The sequence below is a fragment of the Peribacillus loiseleuriae genome, from assembly GCF_001183985.1.
GTDB classification, from domain to species: domain Bacteria; phylum Bacillota; class Bacilli; order Bacillales; family DSM-1321; genus Peribacillus; species Peribacillus loiseleuriae.
In genome coordinates, this window is the sequence record NZ_LFZW01000001.1 from 5,046,589 (window position 1) to 5,065,552 (window position 18,964).

General features: G+C 36.8%; 14 protein-coding genes and 2 pseudogenes. 7 read left to right on the plus strand and 9 right to left on the minus strand.

Features of this window, described 5'->3' with window-relative positions; translation table 11 throughout:
* Positions 1 to 145: 145 nt before the first annotated feature.
* The gene (locus tag AC625_RS23320; protein ID WP_082191302.1) at positions 146 to 1,510 is read right to left on the minus strand and encodes an MATE family efflux transporter; all 1,365 of its coding nucleotides are present in this window, start codon (positions 1,508 to 1,510) and stop codon (positions 146 to 148) included.
* A 586-nt stretch (positions 1,511 to 2,096) separates the two neighbouring features.
* On the opposite strand from AC625_RS23320, the gene AC625_RS23325 reads away from it, so the two are divergent.
* Positions 2,097 to 2,804: a pseudouridine synthase gene (locus AC625_RS23325; protein ID WP_049683441.1), complete on the plus strand. Its 708-nt coding sequence runs from the start codon at positions 2,097 to 2,099 to the stop codon at positions 2,802 to 2,804.
* 52 nt (positions 2,805 to 2,856) lie between these two features.
* Here the strand turns inward: AC625_RS23325 and AC625_RS23330 are convergent, their stop codons facing one another.
* From AC625_RS23330 to AC625_RS28025, 3 genes and pseudogenes are all read right to left on the minus strand, one after another.
* Positions 2,857 to 4,161 carry a sensor histidine kinase gene (locus AC625_RS23330; RefSeq protein ID WP_049683442.1) on the minus strand — a complete coding sequence of 435 codons (1,305 nt, stop codon included), beginning with the start codon at positions 4,159 to 4,161 and terminating at the stop codon, positions 2,857 to 2,859.
* A 425-nt stretch (positions 4,162 to 4,586) separates the two neighbouring features.
* Positions 4,587 to 4,843: pseudogene (locus AC625_RS28020) on the minus strand (RsiV family protein); the annotation flags it as partial.
* A gap of 48 nt (positions 4,844 to 4,891) precedes the next feature.
* A pseudogene (locus AC625_RS28025) lies at positions 4,892 to 5,146 on the minus strand (sigma factor); the annotation flags it as partial.
* A 294-nt stretch (positions 5,147 to 5,440) separates the two neighbouring features.
* On the opposite strand from AC625_RS28025, the gene AC625_RS23340 reads away from it, so the two are divergent.
* Positions 5,441 to 6,874, plus strand: a complete 1,434-nt coding sequence (locus AC625_RS23340; protein ID WP_049683443.1) for a polysaccharide deacetylase family protein — start codon at positions 5,441 to 5,443, stop codon at positions 6,872 to 6,874.
* Positions 6,875 to 7,253: 379 nt separating this feature from the next.
* Here AC625_RS23340 and AC625_RS26195 read toward each other — a convergent pair whose 3' ends face one another.
* On the minus strand, positions 7,254 to 7,511 hold the full coding sequence (locus AC625_RS26195) for an oligopeptide/dipeptide ABC transporter ATP-binding protein (protein ID WP_342671007.1): 258 nt from the start codon (positions 7,509 to 7,511) through the stop codon (positions 7,254 to 7,256).
* A 289-nt stretch (positions 7,512 to 7,800) separates the two neighbouring features.
* Here AC625_RS26195 and AC625_RS23345 point away from each other — a divergent pair, with 289 nt between their 5' ends.
* The gene (locus AC625_RS23345) at positions 7,801 to 9,483 is read left to right on the plus strand and encodes a membrane protein (RefSeq protein ID WP_049683444.1); all 1,683 of its coding nucleotides are present in this window, start codon (positions 7,801 to 7,803) and stop codon (positions 9,481 to 9,483) included.
* A 260-nt stretch (positions 9,484 to 9,743) separates the two neighbouring features.
* Here the strand turns inward: AC625_RS23345 and AC625_RS23350 are convergent, their stop codons facing one another.
* Entirely contained in the window at positions 9,744 to 11,150 is a 1,407-nt protein-coding gene (locus tag AC625_RS23350; RefSeq protein WP_049683445.1) for an MFS transporter, read from the minus strand.
* A gap of 621 nt (positions 11,151 to 11,771) precedes the next feature.
* Positions 11,772 to 12,821, minus strand: a complete 1,050-nt coding sequence (locus AC625_RS23355; RefSeq protein ID WP_049683446.1) for an NAD(P)/FAD-dependent oxidoreductase — start codon at positions 12,819 to 12,821, stop codon at positions 11,772 to 11,774.
* A 190-nt stretch (positions 12,822 to 13,011) separates the two neighbouring features.
* On the opposite strand from AC625_RS23355, the gene AC625_RS23360 reads away from it, so the two are divergent.
* The 4 genes from AC625_RS23360 (at position 13,012) to AC625_RS23375 (ending at position 16,834) form a co-directional block, all read left to right on the plus strand.
* On the plus strand, positions 13,012 to 13,857 hold the full coding sequence (locus AC625_RS23360) for an ABC transporter ATP-binding protein (RefSeq protein WP_049683447.1): 846 nt from the start codon (positions 13,012 to 13,014) through the stop codon (positions 13,855 to 13,857).
* A complete protein-coding gene (locus AC625_RS23365; RefSeq protein WP_049683448.1) occupies positions 13,808 to 14,731 on the plus strand; it encodes an iron-hydroxamate ABC transporter substrate-binding protein in 924 nt (307 codons plus the stop codon). Before AC625_RS23360 ends, AC625_RS23365 begins: the two co-directional genes overlap by 50 nt.
* An 88-nt stretch (positions 14,732 to 14,819) precedes the next feature.
* Positions 14,820 to 15,830, plus strand: coding sequence for a FecCD family ABC transporter permease (locus AC625_RS23370; RefSeq protein WP_049683449.1), 1,011 nt, complete (start codon positions 14,820 to 14,822; stop codon positions 15,828 to 15,830).
* Positions 15,827 to 16,834 carry a FecCD family ABC transporter permease gene (locus AC625_RS23375; protein ID WP_049683450.1) on the plus strand — a complete coding sequence of 336 codons (1,008 nt, stop codon included), beginning with the start codon at positions 15,827 to 15,829 and terminating at the stop codon, positions 16,832 to 16,834. Before AC625_RS23370 ends, AC625_RS23375 begins: the two co-directional genes overlap by 4 nt.
* Positions 16,835 to 17,042: 208 nt before the next feature.
* Here AC625_RS23375 and phnX read toward each other — a convergent pair whose 3' ends face one another.
* Both phnX and phnW read right to left on the minus strand, forming a co-directional pair.
* On the minus strand, positions 17,043 to 17,858 hold the full coding sequence (gene phnX / locus AC625_RS23380) for a phosphonoacetaldehyde hydrolase (protein WP_049683451.1): 816 nt from the start codon (positions 17,856 to 17,858) through the stop codon (positions 17,043 to 17,045).
* Positions 17,855 to 18,949, minus strand: coding sequence for a 2-aminoethylphosphonate--pyruvate transaminase (phnW, locus tag AC625_RS23385; RefSeq protein ID WP_049683452.1), 1,095 nt, complete (start codon positions 18,947 to 18,949; stop codon positions 17,855 to 17,857). Before phnW ends, phnX begins: the two co-directional genes overlap by 4 nt.
* Positions 18,950 to 18,964 lie beyond the last annotated feature (15 nt).

Sequence of the window (18,964 nt, forward strand, 5' to 3'; positions counted from 1 at the left end):
CCTTGATTTGTTTGAATATTCTATATTTTAATTATAATCAAAATGGCAACATTTGCATATGGTGATTTTTTGATTAATAACATAGTGGACGTTTATCAAATAAAAAGAGACCTTTTTCTGAGATAAGGTCTCTTTGCTTCATTATTTATTGAGAAACAACTGGTTCCACTTTTAGATCATCATGTTTAACAAGTGCATGCTTCTCCCATTTTCGGCTCTTCCACCGGAAAATCATGATAAATGCCCGTGTCCACTCATCAGCTGCAATCGCAAGCCAAATCCCAGGTAAGCCAAGATTAAGGTGGAAGACAAAGAAATATCCTAGTGGAAGACTCATTCCAACCATTGAAAACGCCCCAATCAAAACTGGATATCTGGCGTCTCCTGATGCACGCAATGAATTAATCAAAACAATGTTTATCGTACGACCGGTTTCAAGCAGGATACTCAAAAGCAGGACACTTGCACCCATTCGAATAATCTCGGGGTCATCAGAGAACAGTCCCATCAATGGTTTTCGAAGTAGAATAACAAACATTACCATACCCAATGTAACGGCTACTGCCCACTTCACGCTTTTCCATACTCGAAAGTACGCGTCATCTTTCCGATTTCCACCGACATAACGACCGACTATAATTGCTGTTCCCATCCCAATTGCCATAGCAAACAAGTAAATGAACATAGAGATGTTCGTAGCATATTGTCTTGCCGCCAGTGAGCTAGCACCGAGATAAGTTGCATAATATAAGAACACGATTTGACATGTTTGATACATGACCTGCTCCAAGGCAGATGGTAAACCAATTTTTAGTATTTTACTAATATACTCCCGTGATAAAGAGAAATAATACTCCAGCTTCACACGAACTTCCATCACTCGATACAGAAGCCAAAAGAATACAAGCAGCGCAAGAAAGCGACTAATGACCGAAGAAATAGCCGCACCTTGAACACCTAATTCGGGTAAACCAAATTTCCCAAAGATGAGTGCATAATTCCCTAGTATATGAATTACATTCATTCCAAGTGAAACAAACATCGCTTCCTTCGTGAAACCATGAACGCGAATGATGGCAGCCAATGAATTAATAATCGCTTGCAGGAAAATGGCTCCTCCAACAATCTTCAAATAACTTTGAGCATAAAAGAGGATATCCCCTGATAAGTTTAAGCCTTGCATCATTCTCTCGCTATAAAAAACAAAGACAACGCTGATCATGACACCGACTATTAAATTAAGGACAACTGCGATAGCTGATATTTTAGCGGCTTCCAGTATTTTTCTTGAACCGATATACTGAGCAATAACGATGGCCGCACCATTACCGATTACTTCTAAGATAAGAATGGCGATATGAAGGTATTGATTGGCAGCACCTACACCAGAAACAGCATTGTCAGAAATTGCACTCAACATAAATGTATCGACAATCCCCATAAGCATAAATAGAAAAATCTCTAAAAAAATAGGCCATGTGAGGGAGAATATATTAAAATCCTTCTGCATTTTCGTAGAATTTGAAACCAAAATTTCACCTTCTTAATTTTATATACTACTTGAAACAAATAGTATCGTATCACAGTTCAATTGCAGTTACACGAAATTTTTTAAATATTAACAAATTACAATTCCTCCCTTATTTTTTCATAAAAAGGGGACAGATCTGCATGAATTTTAAAAGCATGATCCATTAATTTGAAGAATAAACTAGTATGCTACCACTTCTATTACACCATCTAATAGAATTTGCTATTTTTACTGAGAATGCCCCGTACTAGACGGCCGGATTTAAACACCAGATTTTTTTATGCAGATTATATATGTTGAGTGAAAGATCTCCGTTTTTCTTTTCATTCCGGATTGTAACCTTGATATGTAGTACCGAGCGCTCCCACTTTTCGCGGGTAGGAATGCTCGTGCTTAAATTCTCTCTTTTCTATTTCTCTAACTTTACCTATATCAGTCATGATCATTGCCAACCGGCTGAAAGTGGAGTGAAAGAAATTGAAGATTCTTACGTATGCCCTTGTGTACTGACATGTATTTACGTTATCTTAGAATCACAAATCTAAATGTAAAGGTGTGCGTACTTTTGCGAATTAATAAGTATATTAGTGAATCCGGGATTACATCAAGACGGGGTGCCGATAAGTGGATTGCTGAAGGCAAAGTGACGATTAATGGAGTTACGGCTGAATTGGGCAGCCAGGCTGAACCCGGAGATGATGTGCGAGTAGATGGGAAACCGGTTATAATCGAACAACAAAGTGTATACCTTGTTCTCAATAAACCAGTAGGCATTACAAGCACTACGGAAAAACATATTAAAGGAAATATTGTTGACTTCGTGAACCACCCATTGCGTATTTTTCATATAGGAAGACTCGATAAAGATTCAGAAGGGTTAATCTTGCTCACTAATGATGGCGATATCGTAAATGAAATTCTACGATCTGAAAACAAACACGAGAAAGAATATATTGTACAAGTAGACAAGCCCATCACCGACTCATTCTTAAGCAATATGGCTTCAGGCGTAGATATCTTAGATACTAAGACTCTTCCTTGTAAAATCATTCAACTTTCTAAAAACAGTTTCAAAATAATACTGACTCAAGGCTTAAATCGGCAAATTCGTCGTATGTGCTCTACTCTTGATTATCAAGTAGTGAGTTTGCAGCGAATTCGTATCATGAATATTAAGCTTGGCGGACTTGCGGTAGGACAGTGGCGTGATCTGACTAAAGCTGAAAAGGAAGAATTATTTTCCGAGCTCAACTACACGCCTCGAAAACGATAATTCTACAAAAAACCAACCAGAGATCTTCTCATCTGGTTGGTTTTTTGTAGAATTATGGCTTAGGTATATTACATGTAACCACTATTTCACGATCGGTCACATGAAACTTGATATGTCCATCGTATCTTTTCACAATTTCTTTTACGATAAACAATCCCTGCCCTCTTATCTTGCCCGCCTTTTCTTTCTTAGTTGAAAAGCCTCTTTCAAAGACATTCTCTATCACCTTTTCATTCATAACAAGTCCGGTGTTCGTTACTTCAAATATATATTGACTGTTACTTACGTTACAAGCTACCTTAATTCTCCGATCGGGCTCTGGAAGTTCAATTGTAGCTTCAATCGCATTATCAACTAAATTAGACAGGATTTTTATCAAATCAGTCGACTTAATTTTTGAGAATGAATCATCGGATATATCAAACTCGATCTCTACCATATGATTTTCTGCGGTAAGCTTTTTTGTTTCCATTAATACAGATAAACCTGGGTTGTTTACATTCAAGTTAATATTCTCAATCGCATGTACTTCTTTAAAGAGATACGTTAAATACTCTAAAGCTTGTTCATGATTGCCCAGCTTCAATAAACCGTGGATTACTTGAATATGGTTAGAAAAATCATGTCGTAAAGACTGCACAGAAGAGATTAAGGAACGAAACTCCGATTGATACGTTACTTCTGTTTCACCCACTTCTTTTTTCAATTCTCTTTGGTACCATTTTTCAATGATAAAAAAAGAAAAGAGCAAAACTACTACGAACAGGCCATTAAAAATCAGCATATATAAATTATTCTTTATTACATTGTCACCGATATGATTAAGCGCTTCTGTACTTATATCAATGGCTAGAAAACCAATTATCTCTTCTTTGTTATCAATAATAGGCGCCCCAACGGTAAGATATTGTCCATATACCGGATCATTAATAATGCCCGTATAAAAGGTTTTCCCATAATAAGCTTGCTTAACCTGTTTTTCTGGAACCGTACACACCATGCCTATTTCTACATTTTTCGCCATTGGCATTCCTGCTATCATCACTTTCGAGATTCTAGGGTTATCAATAGCTAGTGAATAGAGATGTAAAGCTCCGGTTTTATCTCTTGCATCATTAAAGTATTTATGGATAGCCCTATATTCTTTACCCTTTACCGGGTTTTCAAGAAACTTCTTGTACAAATCTATATCCATGGAAGCTGCGATGCTCTTTGCTGTCTCTATATTGTGGACAGCAATCGATTCTTCTGTTGTCTTTTTAATAGTAAAATAGGATGCGAGGATATTTACACCCGTGAAGAATACGACTAAGAATATAGCCAATCCAAAAATTAATTTTATTTTTGTTTTTTTCATATGAATGTTTTTTTCCAACCTTTATTATGAATTTCTAAGCAGATAAAGTGAATCTTCAATCAGTGGGGGTTCTTCATCCCACTGATTGTTAGCTGAACCAATCGGGCTTTTACGGACAGTTATCTCACCTACGCTTCTTCGATTCCACTAATCTTTAAGGGGATTACTGCCCGTCAATGCGGGATAAAGTGAATCTTCATAAACTCTTGCATACTATCAATTTAATGATACCGTACGCTTATTTTACTATACTTTAAAATAGTTACATACCCAAAAGGTAATTCACTTAACAAAAATCACCATTTATACCAAAGTCCTATAAACAGCTTCTAAACATTTCTATGTAATATGGAGATTTAAAACATCAAGGGAATTTAAAACGCAAAAATAGGAGGAAAGGCAAAGCCTATCCTCCCATTGAAACGTTACCTAATATAGCCTTTCCCAACCAGAATGTCTGAAATGATGTCTGTCGGAATAGTAAACTCTACTAAACCCATATATAGCCCGGTGCAACCTCAAATTGATCAAATGCGATAACTAACTTGTTCTGATCATTAATATAAAAATTTTGATCTTTATCTATTTTTTCAAATCTTTCTGGTACATCGTCATTCATCCAGTAAATTTTGTTCGGATCTGCTTTCATCTGCTCAACCATCTGCGCTTTGATATTTTCACTCTTAAGATCCTCAAAATAACGGAGGATGATGATAGATTTATATTTAACCGGCAGTTCGTCCAGTGCCTTCTGCAAGTCAACATTTTGATAATCATCCACTTGACCCTGACTGAAAAACTCTAACGTTTCTACATCAGTAAGTGTCACTTTCTTTTGTTTGCACAAAAAATCTAATGCAGCGTGAACAATAATCTTATAAAACCAGCTGTTAATCGATTGAGAATCATTAATCTTGTCGACGGTGATTAATGCCTTTTTTATGGACTCCTGAATAATATCAAGGGCGTCTTCTTTATTTTTCACATAGCTGAAAGCCAGCCCGTAATAGTTTTCTTTTTTTCAGTAATTGTTGTTACAAGTAATTGGCAGACATCCTGTTTCATTACACGAAAGAGCTCCTTTTTCTTGAAGTTGGTACGTACCATTTGGTGTTACATTGGATAGACGTGTAACTATTTGAAAAAGTTTGTACGGTCCATAAAAAATATTGGTGAAATTTACAAACAAAGAAAAGGTAAGAAATTTGACGTTTCCTGAAACAAATCTTTTCCTCCAAACGTCTATCTGATAGACTGATAGTATAAGGGGACTCGTAATATGAAAAAAAAAGTGAAGAAATTTAAAAGAATCAAATTAAAGCGCGTTTTTACATTATTAGTATGCATATTCGTACTAGTAATCTCCATAAGATATGTCATTTCAGAACGAGCACAGGCCACTGTCAAAAAGGAAGTAGAAATTTTTACAGATGAAAAATATCCGACAGTAGAAATACAAACAATGATTAAAGACCAAACCCATGGGGGATATTCTGTTAGTTATCCAACATTACAAATAAAAAAAATTGATCAAGCGTTAAAAGCTTATGTAAATGAAGAAATAGCCAGCTATCAGCAAACGATTGCGCAGAAGAATATCCCAAAGAAAACCTCCACTGAACTAACGATTACATACGATATCACTCATTATAGTGAACAAACAGTAACCGTTCTATTTAATAAGTATCAATTTACTGATGGTAAATGGGGAGTACCTTCCATCCAAACATTTACCTTTGATCTTCCGTCACAAAAACAGATTTCATTACAAGATATTTTCTATAAAAATAGTGATTATCTGAACAGTTTATCGATGATTGCTTATACCGAATTGAAGAAGAATAAAGAACTTGCGGAATCAGAGATTTTAAAAGCAAAAACTGAACCGAACAAAGATAACTTCAGCCAATTTTCTTTGCTTGAAGATGCCATCGTCTTGTATTTCCAACCGTTTCTAGGAGCAACTGGGTATTCCGATACAAAATCGATTGCTGTTAAAAAAGCAGTATTCGATTCAATTCTTAAAGATTCATACAAAAACACAAAAGCGAACAAAAATAAGATTAAAGAAACTCCACCCAGTCATATCGTGTCAGAGCTTCCAAAGCCGAGTGGAATTGACCCTAATAAAAAAGTCATCGCCCTTACCTTTGATGATGGTCCAAGTAAAGGACCGACAACTTTAATCCTGGATGCATTGAAAGAATATGACAGTCACGCCACATTCTTTGTACTAGGAAATCGAGTTCAATATTATCCAGAGATCATTCAAAGAATGTTTGAGGAAGGCAATGAGGTTGGCAATCACTCTTGGAATCACCCGCAGCTAACCCGCCTGAAGGAAGAACAAATACAGCACCAAATTTTTGACACTCAAGCGATCATAAAGAAAGTAAGCGGTCATGAGCCTATTCATATCCGTCCACCATATGGAGCAATTAATAATGACGTTCGTCAATACTTGGGGGATTTGAGCGTTGCTCTGTGGAATATTGATCCCGAAGATTGGAAATCACGAGACAAAGACCATATTGTCCATTCAGTGATGAGCAAAGTTAGTGATGGTAAGATTGTCCTTATGCATGACATTTACTCCACAAGTGCAGAGGCTGCTGTGGACATCATTAAACAGCTTAAAGCACAAGACTATCAATTAGTCACAATTTCTGAGCTTGAAGAAGTGAAAAAACTGCGACAAGAATCTACCAAATAATGAAACTGGCTTTTCCCACCAAACTTTTATAGCATGATAAAGTAACAAAACAAGGGCGTCTCAAGTAAAGGATCTGATACTTTGCTTGAGACGCCCCTTTTTGGCTGTTTAAGCAGGATGAATCCTGGATAATCCACTTGCCGTTCCTAGAAGAAACATAGATGACTGACAAGATACATCTCATTCCTTCTAGTCACATTATGCTTGTTCGTATCTTCTGCTGTATTCATGAAAAATGCCTACCACAATTCTCAGAAAGGTTAAGATTAACAAGGATCTTTGAACTTGAAGGGCTATGGCTATATTGCTCACTAAAACCTCTACCCTTTTCTCCCGATCCATATCAGGCTGGGAAATGACAAGCGACCTAGTGTCCTTTTTAAACCTCGTGAAATTTAGGCTGTTCTTCTCTACAACGAGTGTGTAATCTGCAACCTGACGGGGGGTTAGCCGGTGAGGGTATTTCTCCTTGGATGGAAATCAACTCTCTAGGACGGGATGGGTCAGCTATAGGAACGGAGCTAATAAGTCCCTTTGTATAATGGTGAGCTGGATGCAAGAACAACTCTTCACTTGTCGCAATTTCAACAAGTTTCCCCAAATAAATCACACCAATTCGATCCGAGATATGGCGCACGATATTCAAACCGTGGGCAATAAATCAATAGGTTAAATGAAGTTCACTTTGCAAGTCCTTCATTTAAGGAAAACTACAAACTTTCTATTGATTTAGCAGACTATTGTGATATTTGATATCAATAATTATATACAATTATAATTAATCCAATAAGTAAAGTTGTATTTAAAGAAAGAAGTGGCACACTATTTAGCAAAACTTTTGGTAAAAATTTTATGAATCTTTTCCACTAAGTTATCCGTATTACTAATGAAACAATGGGACAATAAATTTTGAAAGGGGATGCTTTATGGGAAACATCTTGCTATTTTCACTTATTATTGGAATAGTTTCTGCAATAATTCTTGTACCCGTCTATAAAAGTAAAAAATCAAATAAAAAAGAGGAAAAATCGCTAAAAATCAGTGCCATGATCGTTGCAATTGTCCTTTTAATCCTTATTATGTTTGCATTCTATTATCTAAGTAATCTGGATAGAAACCTATCTTCTTTATGGCTGTTCGTAATCATTATTACCGCCGGTGGGGCTGTACTTGCATCTGGGAAGGAAAGGTTAATTAAAGCTGTTCTATTGATTGGAAGTCTCATCCTTGGGGCCTATTTCCTAACAGCTGGTATATTTAATGCGGATGAAAAATATGAACTAGCAAAAATGGAAGAAAAGGTAGAAATCAAGCCTTTTGATGAGAAGGTGACCCCTGCGAGTGTACCACCACAATTTGCACGCAACAAAATGAGAAAGGCATTTGGCCAAGTCCCAAATACAAGCTATTACGAGCTTGGAAACTTGCAGATCCAAAAGGTAAATGGGGAATATGTATACATTGCTCCAGTTGAATTTTCAGGATTTTTCAAATGGTGGAATGGAGAAGAGATTCCTGGCTACTTTATTTTAAGTGCTACTGATTCTACTGCTAATCCAAAATTTATGAAGGAAGAAATGATTTATACTCCTTCCTCCTATTTCAATAAAAATGTTGAGCGTCATATTCGGATGCAATACCCGAAACATATCTTTTATGGGGATGCATATCTAGAGATTGATGATGAGGGGAAACCTTATTATATCCGTTCGTTTGGTGAATTTATTTCCGCACGAAATGGATTTACTGTAAAAGGTCTAGTTGTTGTAGATCCGAAAAACGGCAAAACGAAAGCATATAATTTAGCAGACGTCCCAGAGTTTATAGATGGTGCTGTCTCTCCTGAAGTAGTCAGCTTACAAAACAGTTATTTCGGAAACTATGTCCATGGATTTTGGAATAGCATTTTTGGTAAATCAGACGTGAAACTTCCATCAGATGAAGGAACAGTGGCCAATGTAACGCCGATTTTTAACGAAGATGGAGAGATGTATTATTTCACTGATTTTACAAGTCCGAAAGAAGGCGTCGATTCCATGCTTGGTTACTCACTGACAAACTCAAGAACGGGCATTGCCACTTACTATACGGGTAACCTAGAAGAATCTTATATGGATTCACAAGGGGCTTTGCAAATTATTGAAAAAAAATTCATTGAAAAGAAATGGCATGGAGAAATGTCTGTTCTCTATAACTTTTACGGTGAAGCTAGCTGGTTAACACCTGTACTTGATTCTAACGGCTTTCTGCAAAATTACTTTATCGTATCTGCAGCTAATCCAGAAATATCTGTATATGGGATTACCCCAAATGAAGCGTTAAAACAGTATAAAACAGCCTTGCAAAGAGGAGGAGGAACGGTCGATGGAAGCTCCAAAGCAGATGATAGGAAAATAAACGGAACGGTGATCAGAGTCTATAAAGAAAAGGCTGGAGATTTCACTGTTGTTTCTTTTCTATTAGACAACCACCAAAGCTATATGATTTCTTCTGAAAAAAATCCAAAGTCCATCTACTTAAAAGAAGGAGATAAGGTAAACGTTACCTATTTGGCGACGGGTGAAGATTTCTTGCCTGCGAAAGATCTAGTAATTGAAGGACTAGAATAACCTTATCCTATTAGAAATGCAAAACACGATGAAGGCTTTAATCGCTTCATCGTGTTTTTATTTTAATCTCTGGTTTGCAACTGTCTTTGATAAGATTTTCTATGGCAAATCTACTATCAGATGCTAATACATAAATAAAATCACAGCAAAACTTAGAGGGTGTCACATAACGAAAGGGTCTGTCCCCTCGCACTCTATATACAGTTTATAGAGTGCGAGGGCAGACCCCTTTGGGACTCCTACTTTTGTATGATCCAATTTTAGGCTTTTCTTTTTTCAGCCAAATCAATAGCAAGTTGGATAGTACGTTTCTTATTCAATGGATATAAGAATGTTAAAATTAAGAACACAATTAGAAGGATGACCGCCGGCACTAAAGTAGCTAGTGCATGAATACCATCTAATGCGCCTTGCGTTTGCGCTTCACGAGTTGCATCGTACCCAACAGCTGCAATCGCAAAACCACCAACACCACCAGCAATTGCTTGGCCCACTTTACGAGCAAATGAATAGATAGAATATACCGTTCCATCTTCACGTAAACCTGTTAAGTATTCATGGTAATCGATCACGTCTGTTACGAATGCCCAAACTACTAAATTAAAGAATCCATATCCAAACATTGCAACAGTTAATAGAGAAATAAATTGAGTAGCAGATAAGTTAGGTAAGAAGTATAAAATAGCATATACAACGGCTGCCAATAACACACCTGCTGCTGCTACTTCTTTTTTACCAAACCTAGCAACTAATGGTTTCACCATTGGCATAGCAATAAATGTAGTAGCTGTTCCAATAAATCCTACGATACTTAATGCTGCAGCCGTACCAAAATAATCTTTAAATAAATACACGTTAACTGCGCCCGTAAGCATGAAACACACTAAAAATATTAGAGCTGAGGCAAGAAGCCAAATTAACGGTTTATTTTTCATAAGACCTTTTACTGTTTGACCTAAATTACCTTTTGGCTTGTCAGTTTCAGGTGCGACAATACGTTCAGTCGATAATTTATAACATGCCATATAACAAGAGATAGAAAGAATACCAAAGATAATGGCTCCCATTAGAAAACGGTCTGAATCTGCCTTATTATCTACAAATAAGATCAATGGGCCAACTACATTAATAATTAGACCTGCCATCGCACCACCCAAAGCTCTGAAAGTGGATAAAGATGTACGTTCAACAGGATTACTTGTAATTACAGACGCCATTGAGCCGTAAGGGATATTTACTGTACTATATAAAGTCCCCCAGATAATATACGAGACAAAAGCATATGCCAGATAAAACCCATTAGACATACCTGGAATGTGAACAAACATTAATATACCTGAAATAACGAGTGGGAAAGACATTCTGAAAATCCATGGCTTAAATTTACCATTCTTCCCTGCTTTTCTTGTATCAATGAAACGACCCCATGTAATATCCGCCACAGCATCCCATAATCGGGCAACTAAAAAGAGCGTTCCCACAGTGGCTGCATTAATATGAAAAACGTCTGTGTAGTAAACCATTAAGAATGAAGCAACAAGAATAAAGAAGAAATCATTCCCGAAATCACCAAACAAATAACCAAGTTTATCTCTCATACCAAACTTTCTATTTACCCCATTTGTTGTTCCTGTTTCTTGAGTTAGTTTCCTGGCAGCTTGACCCATTTTTTACCCCTCCATTTATAAGCGTCATTTCCCCATCATCTTGATTCCATTCATAATCTCCAGTTCGTTATTTAACAATAACTACTACATAGTAAATGGATCATAAATAGATTTACCTTACCCCTTGAAAACTGTTCTGCCTTTATTTGTAAGCCCTTACACCAACATATAAAAAATTTTTTTATTGCATCTCGAGATATGTAGGTAATTAGTTTAATAAACTAATTAACTACTGTATAAGTAGAATAGCACCCTCCATTCCTTTCGTCAATAACATTTTTGTAAGCGTTATAAAAATTATTTTTCAACGAAACAATAGGAAATTTAGTTACCATTTATAGCTTGTTTATGAACGCAATATGAGGCAAAAATGCGCTCTCCGCTCTTTACAATGATAAACAGCTTCATATCCAAATGGTTCCGTAATAAGGAGCTAGAATAGAGCCTTACTGATAACACCCCCATTTGAAAAGACGATGTTAAATCGAATCATTGATAATCTGGTTTTTGACTTATACGGAGGAAACGATATGCCACTCCTTTAAAAAGGACTGATTAATGATTATTTACAGCAACACGATGAGAATCAGCCCTTTTAACTGGATATCTTAATATGACCACCTACCTAATCATTTGTTGAACTAAATCCCTATTCCGCTTTTTAAAGACTTCATTATGGGAGGAGACCATCGCAATTTTACTAGCTTCAGGTTGAATGAATTGTTTAGCCTTATTAACGGCATTCGCTGCATCTTGGAAAGCACCGGCAATTAAATGGACCTTCCCCTCGTATTGTAGAATATCTCCAGCGGCGTATAGCCCATCTATTGAAGATTCACTAGTGGCAGTGCCTGCAATATAATAATTTTCTGCGAGTGCAATATTTAATGCACTATTTTCAAGTAGTGCCGCATCACGTTCATAACCATGATTAATAATTACTTCGTCAATTGGCAAATATGAAACCTTCCCTGTTTCAGAATTCGTCAGTTCGACACGTTCAATGACCTCATGATTCTCACTAGCCATTAGTTTTGTAATCGATGTATTATAGAAGCAAACCACAGAACTTTTTATTAATTGTGTAATTTGTGCTTCATGTCCTGTTAATTCATCCTTTCGATATGCTACATACACTTTTTTGGCAATGGGTTCTAATTCATTAGCCCAATCTATGGCAGAATTACCTCCACCTGAGATAATCACTGTTTTATCTTTGAATTGTTTTAATGATTTTACTGTGTAATTTAAATTAGATACTTCAAATCTCTCCGCACCTTCTATTTCTAACTTTTGAGGATTCAATATTCCACCCCCAACAGCAACAATCACTGTTTTCGAGAAATGCAATTGACCGGAGGCGGCTTGTAAGACAAAAATGCCATCTTCATTACGTGCAATAGACTCTACTTTTTCATTCAACACGACTTTTGGGTTAAATGTTAATCCTTGTTCAACAAGTTGTTCAATTAATTTTGCTCCTGGTAGTGGCGTCAGGCCACCAACGTCCCAAATCATTTTCTCAGGATATACATGTATTTTCCCACCTAATTGGGGCTGATATTCGATAAGTTTCGTCTTCATTTCTCTAAGTCCACTATAAAAAGTTGAATAAAGACCTGCTGGACCTCCTCCAATGACAGTCACATCAAATAATTCCTCTTTCTCCATCTATATACACCTCTTAACATCTAATTAAAATTGATTATCATTATCAATAAAGAATACATCCTATTCTTGACTTTTACAATAAAAATAATGGTTGACAGCAGAATTGTATAGATTTATATTAAGAATGTGTTTGAAACTGATAATCATTATCACTACATAAAGCTTAAATGTTCCAAAAGGGGGTTGCACCATGGCACGCCTATATACAGATGACCTAAACATTGGTTATGGTGAACGGTTAATTGTAAAAAATCTCAATATAGAAATTCCAGATAAAAAAATCACTACTATCATTGGTTCCAATGGGTGTGGCAAATCAACACTATTGAAAGCTATTACTCGTATTATTTCCCATCAATCTGGAGCAGTCGTATTAGATGGAGAAAATATTTCAAAAGAGAGCACAAAAATACTTGCAAAAAAAATGGCAATCCTTCCACAAACGCCCGAAAGTGCAAGTGGATTAACAGTCGGTGAACTAGTATCTTATGGTCGCTTTCCTTATCAAAAAGGCTTCGGCCGCTTGTCAAAAAAAGATTATGAAGTCATTGACTGGGCACTTGAAGTCACAGGTACGAAAGACTTTAAGTTCCGCCCTGTAGATGCACTATCAGGAGGACAACGTCAACGTGTTTGGATCGCTATGGCTCTTGCACAAGAAACCGAAATGATTTTTCTAGATGAACCTACAACTTATCTAGATATGGCTCATCAACTAGAGGTTCTAGAGCTTTTGCAAAAACTAAATATTGAACAGGAACGTACGATTGTCATGGTCCTACATGATTTAAATCAAGCAGCTCGGTTTGCTGACTATATTATTGCTTTAAAAGATGGCGAAATTGTGAAAGCCGGGAATTGCGAAGAAGTTATTAATCATAACGTTTTAAAAAAGGTCTTTCATATTGACGCAGAAATTGGACGGGATCCTAGAACTAACAAACCTATGTGTGTCACATACAACTTATTAAAAGGAGACTATGAAAATGAAAAAGTTCCTAATCCCATTTACTCTACTGCTAGTGCTAATTATTAGTGCTTGTAGTAACGAGGGGAATGAAAAGAAAGAGAGCACAGCAAAAAAAGAGGAAAAGTCAGAAACAATTACATACCAATCTGAAAATGGACCAATTGAAGTTCCTGCTAATCCAAAACGTGTTGTTGTACTTTCCAGCTTTACAGGTAACGTGATGGCTTTAGACGTGAATCTTGTTGGTGTAGATTCATGGTCTAAAATGAACCCCCGTTTTGAAAAGGAATTAAAAGATGTTGAAGAGGTATCTGATGAAAGCTTAGAAAAGATTATTGAATTAAATCCAGATTTAATCATCGGTCTATCAACGATTAAAAATATTAATAAATTAAGTGAGATTGCTCCTACTGTCACATATACATACGGAAAAGTAGATTACTTAACACAACATTTAGAAATCGGGAAACTTTTAAATAAGGAAAAAGAAGCCCAAGCTTGGGTTGATGATTTCAAAAAACGTGCACATAATGCTGGGGAAGACATTAAAGCAAAAATCGGTGCAGACACTACTGTTTCTGTCATTGAGAATTTTGACAAACAGCTTTATGTATTCGGCGATAACTGGGGCCGTGGCACAGAAATTCTTTACCAAGAAATGAAATTAAAAATGCCTGAAAAAGTAAAAGAAATGGCTTTAAAGGATGGGTACTTTGCATTGTCGCTAGAAGTTCTTCCGGAGTATGCTGGAGATTATGTCATCTTTAGTAAAGACTCTGATCAGGATAATTCATTCCAAGAAACAGAGACATATAAAAACATTCCAGCTGTTAAAAACCATCATCTATTTGAAGTAAATGCGAAAGAGTTCTATTTTAACGATCCAATAACATTAGATTTCCAACTTGACTACTTTATAAAAAGCTTTCTTGGTAACTAATACTTAAAGTAAAGAGGAATTCTTATTAAGAATTCCTCTTTACTTTAAATAAGAACATGTTAAATAAAAATGAAAAGATGAGAGGCTCATGACTATAAATAATAAAAAATTCATTCCATTTGGATATAAACTGATAATAGGTTTCCTTTTGTTTTTAGGTATGTTTATTGTTTCCATAATATTTGGAGCAGCAAATATCGCCATTCACGATGTCTGGCTAGCGCTTACTTCTCATGTTACAGATGATAAAACTTCTATCATTCGTGAGATTCGCTTACCACGTGAAATTGCAGCAATTTTTGTTGGAGCCGCACTTGCCGTCGCTGGGGCTATTATGCAAGGAATGACGAGAAACCCACTTGCTGATCCAGGTTTATTCGGATTAACCGCTGGTGCAAATGCGGCACTTGCCTTTACTTTGGCATTTATTCCCTCAGCCAATTACTTTAGTTTGATGATTGCATGTTTTATTGGAGCAGCAGTCGGAGCCGCTATGGTTTTCGGTATTGGGGCAATGAAAAAGGGAGGCTTTTCTCCACTTCGGATTGTATTAGCTGGTGCTGCTGTTTCTGCATTCTTATACGCAATTGCAGAAGGTATTGGCATTTACTTTAAACTATCAAAAGATGTGTCCATGTGGACTGCCGGGGGAATGATTGGAACTTCATGGAATCAACTTCAAGTCATTGTTCCATTTATTTCTGTAGGTATACTTATTTCCTTGTTCCTTTCCAGACAGCTCACCATTATTAGTTTAAGTGAAGAAGTAGCGGTTGGATTAGGCCAAAAGACAGCACAAATAAAGTCCATTCTTTTTCTTGTCATTGTACTTCTTGCTGGTGCTGCTGTTGCACTTGTAGGCAATATGGCATTCATTGGTTTAATGGTACCACATATGGTCCGTGCAATTGTCGGAACGGACTACCGCTTTATCATACCCATGTCAGCCATCCTAGGGGCCACCTTTATGCTTTTTGCTGACACACTTGGACGTATAATCAATGCTCCATATGAAACCCCTGTGGCAGCCATTGTTGCGATGATAGGTTTACCTTTCTTCCTATTAATTGTACGTAAAGGAGGTAAAGCATTCTCATGATTCAACCAGCTTTAATAAAAAAGCAGCGACTAATTTTATTCGCTTTATTAGTACTTATTACGATTACAACCATTATTGGGTTAGGGCTAGGATATTCCTCTTTATCCTATGACAGATTGCTTCCAACCTTTCTAGGTCAAGGTACGTTTAAAGAGGAATTTGTTTTATTTTCAGTTCGATTCCCCCGAATCATTATTACACTTTTGGCAGGGATGGCACTTGCCTTATCTGGTGCAATTTTACAAGGGATTACACGAAATGACCTAGCTGATCCTGGTATTATCGGGATTAACTCAGGAGCAGGTGTTGCAATTGCCGTTTTCTTTTTATTTTTCCCTATAGAAGCAGGTTCATTTGTTTATTTGCTTCCACTTGTTGCTTTTATCGGTGCTTTAATCACTGCATGTCTGATCTATGTTTTTTCATATAACAGACATACAGGCCTTCAACCAGTTCGATTAGTTCTAATCGGCGTTGGATTTTCCATGGCACTTTCCGGGATTATGATTGTCCTCATTTCATCTGCTGAACGTTCAAAAGTAGATTTTATTGCAAAATGGCTCGCAGGGAATATTTGGGGTACTGATTGGCCTTTCATATGGGCGATTCTTCCATGGTTAGCCATACTTATCCCATTTACTTTATACAAAGCAAATCGCTTGAATATTCTTGGATTAAGTGAGCCAGTGGCAATCGGTGTTGGAGTTTCTATCGAAAAAGAACGTATCGTGTTGCTTTTAACAGCCGTTGCGCTGGCTGCTTCGGCCGTTTCTGTAACAGGAGGAATTGCATTTATCGGCCTTATGGCTCCACATATTGCCAAAGCCTTAGTTGGCCCTCGAAATCAATTATTTATCCCCGTGGCAATTCTAATTGGGGGCTGGTTATTATTACTTGCAGACACAATCGGACGTAATGTAGTTGACCCTGATGGTATTCCTGCAGGCATTATGGTTTCGTTAATCGGTGCGCCTTATTTTATGTATTTACTATTTAAAAAGTAAGAAAGACCATCTCCCCTTAAGAATGGACATATTCTCAAGGGGGGTATGGTCTTTCTTACTTATTCTTTCCCTATTTAGCTTGACTAGTTGGTTCTTTTGTTGCTCTCCCTGACTAACCTTTTATCTTTCTATTTCCTTAAAAGTTGTCTTTTGGAATACTTTAGAGTGTAACTGGTTCAATCATTCTATTCGTATCTGGCTAAATTGTTTATCTTGCGTTAGGTCGCTTACCTTCTGAAATAAGACCATTAATTCTTTCTATTAGTTCGGGAAGTTCACTCATTGTTTTAATCGTAAAATCTGCCCCGTTTTGCATGAAAGAGTGTTCTACCTTAAAGGTGACAGCTTCTTTATCAGATTCTGATAAACTATTAAATTCATCGAAGCTTAATCCCATTTCAGAGCTGCCGATTATAACACCAATTGACCAAACTCCTGCATGGACTCCCTCTTTAATATCTGAAATGGTATCACCTACTTTTACTACCTTCCATGATGCTGATAGTTTAAGTAGCTCCATATTTCGATAAATCATATACGGATACGGCCTTCCAAGAGAATTTGTTTCATCAGGGGTAATATAACAATCCGGGCTGTAGCCCTTTTTCAAAGCATTAGGAACGACGACATCCATCATAAGATTTGTATATCCTGTTGTTGAACCAATCTTTAGCCCTTGATTTCTCAATACCTCAACAGTCTCAATCACCTTGGGAATGGGATCTGTATACTCTGATAATGAAGCCATAAGTGCAGGTTCAAATTCAGCATACAAATTCTTTACATCCTGTTCATTAAATATTCGCCCAAGTTTTTCTTCCCATAAAGCAGATATTCTAGGCATGGACAACATCGTACGAATATGGTCAATTTTCAGCATCCCCATTGGGGCTCTTGCTTCCTCCATCGTTACGTCAATACCCGCATTCTTAAAAATATCAACAAATACATTCACTGGTGCAAAACATCCAAAATCAACTGTTGTTCCAGCCCAATCCAATATTACGCCTTCTATTTTATTCATTTTGCCACCACTCCCATATATTCTTCGATAATATTGCATAATTCCTGAATATCTTCTTCATAGATTTCACCGATATTTCCAATTCGGAATGTATCTACGTCCGTTAGTTTCCCTGGATAGATGACATACCCTCTCTCTTTCACAAAAGAATAAAAGTCTACAAAGTTGAATTGTTCATTTGGAAAAAGAAATGTTGTAATGATGGGTGATTGTTTTTCAGCTGAAATATAGGCATGAATCCCTACTTTTTCAAGTCTCTCTCTTAAAATCTGATTATTATTTTGATAGCGAGTAAATCTAGCTGAAATACCGCCTTCTTCTACTAATTCATCAATTGCTTTAGAAAATGCAGCCACTACATGTGTTGGCGAAGTGTAGCGCCATTTTCCATATTGATCCATTTTCTTCCATTGGTCAAATAAATCTAGTGACAAACTCCGGGCATGCCCTTCACATGCTTTAAGTTTCTCTAATTTAGCAATGACAAATCCGAATCCTGGAACACCCTGAATACATTTATTTGCACTGCTAATTAAATAGTCAATTCCTAGTTCAGGAACATTCATTTCCATTCCTCCAAAACTACTCATAGCATCAATAATTAATGTTTTTCCATACTCCTTCGACAGCTTTGAAATCATGTCGATTGGATTTAAAATGCCTGTCGTTGTTTCACAATGTACCATAACGATATGCGTAATTTCCTGATCTTCTTCTAAAATGTCCCTGATTTCCACTTCATTTGGATATTCATTGTACGCTACACTATATTCCCTAAAGTTTAGTCCGATGTATTGGGCCATTTTTACAACACGCTCGCCATATGCGCCGTTCGTTACGATCAAAACCTTATCCTGTTGCGAAATGGTAGAAGTCATCACAGATTCAACGGCAAACGTACCACTTCCTTGCATGAGTACTGCTGTATACTCTTCTCTAGTAGCACCTGCGAATTCAAGAAGTTGAGCTCTTATTTTTTGTGTGATTTCTTTATAGTCATGATCCCAAGTACAACGATCAAAGAGCATTTCCTCTTTTACTGCAATTGTGGTAGTTAATGGACCTGGTGTTAAAAGTTTATAGTTTTTCATATTCCCTTCACTCCC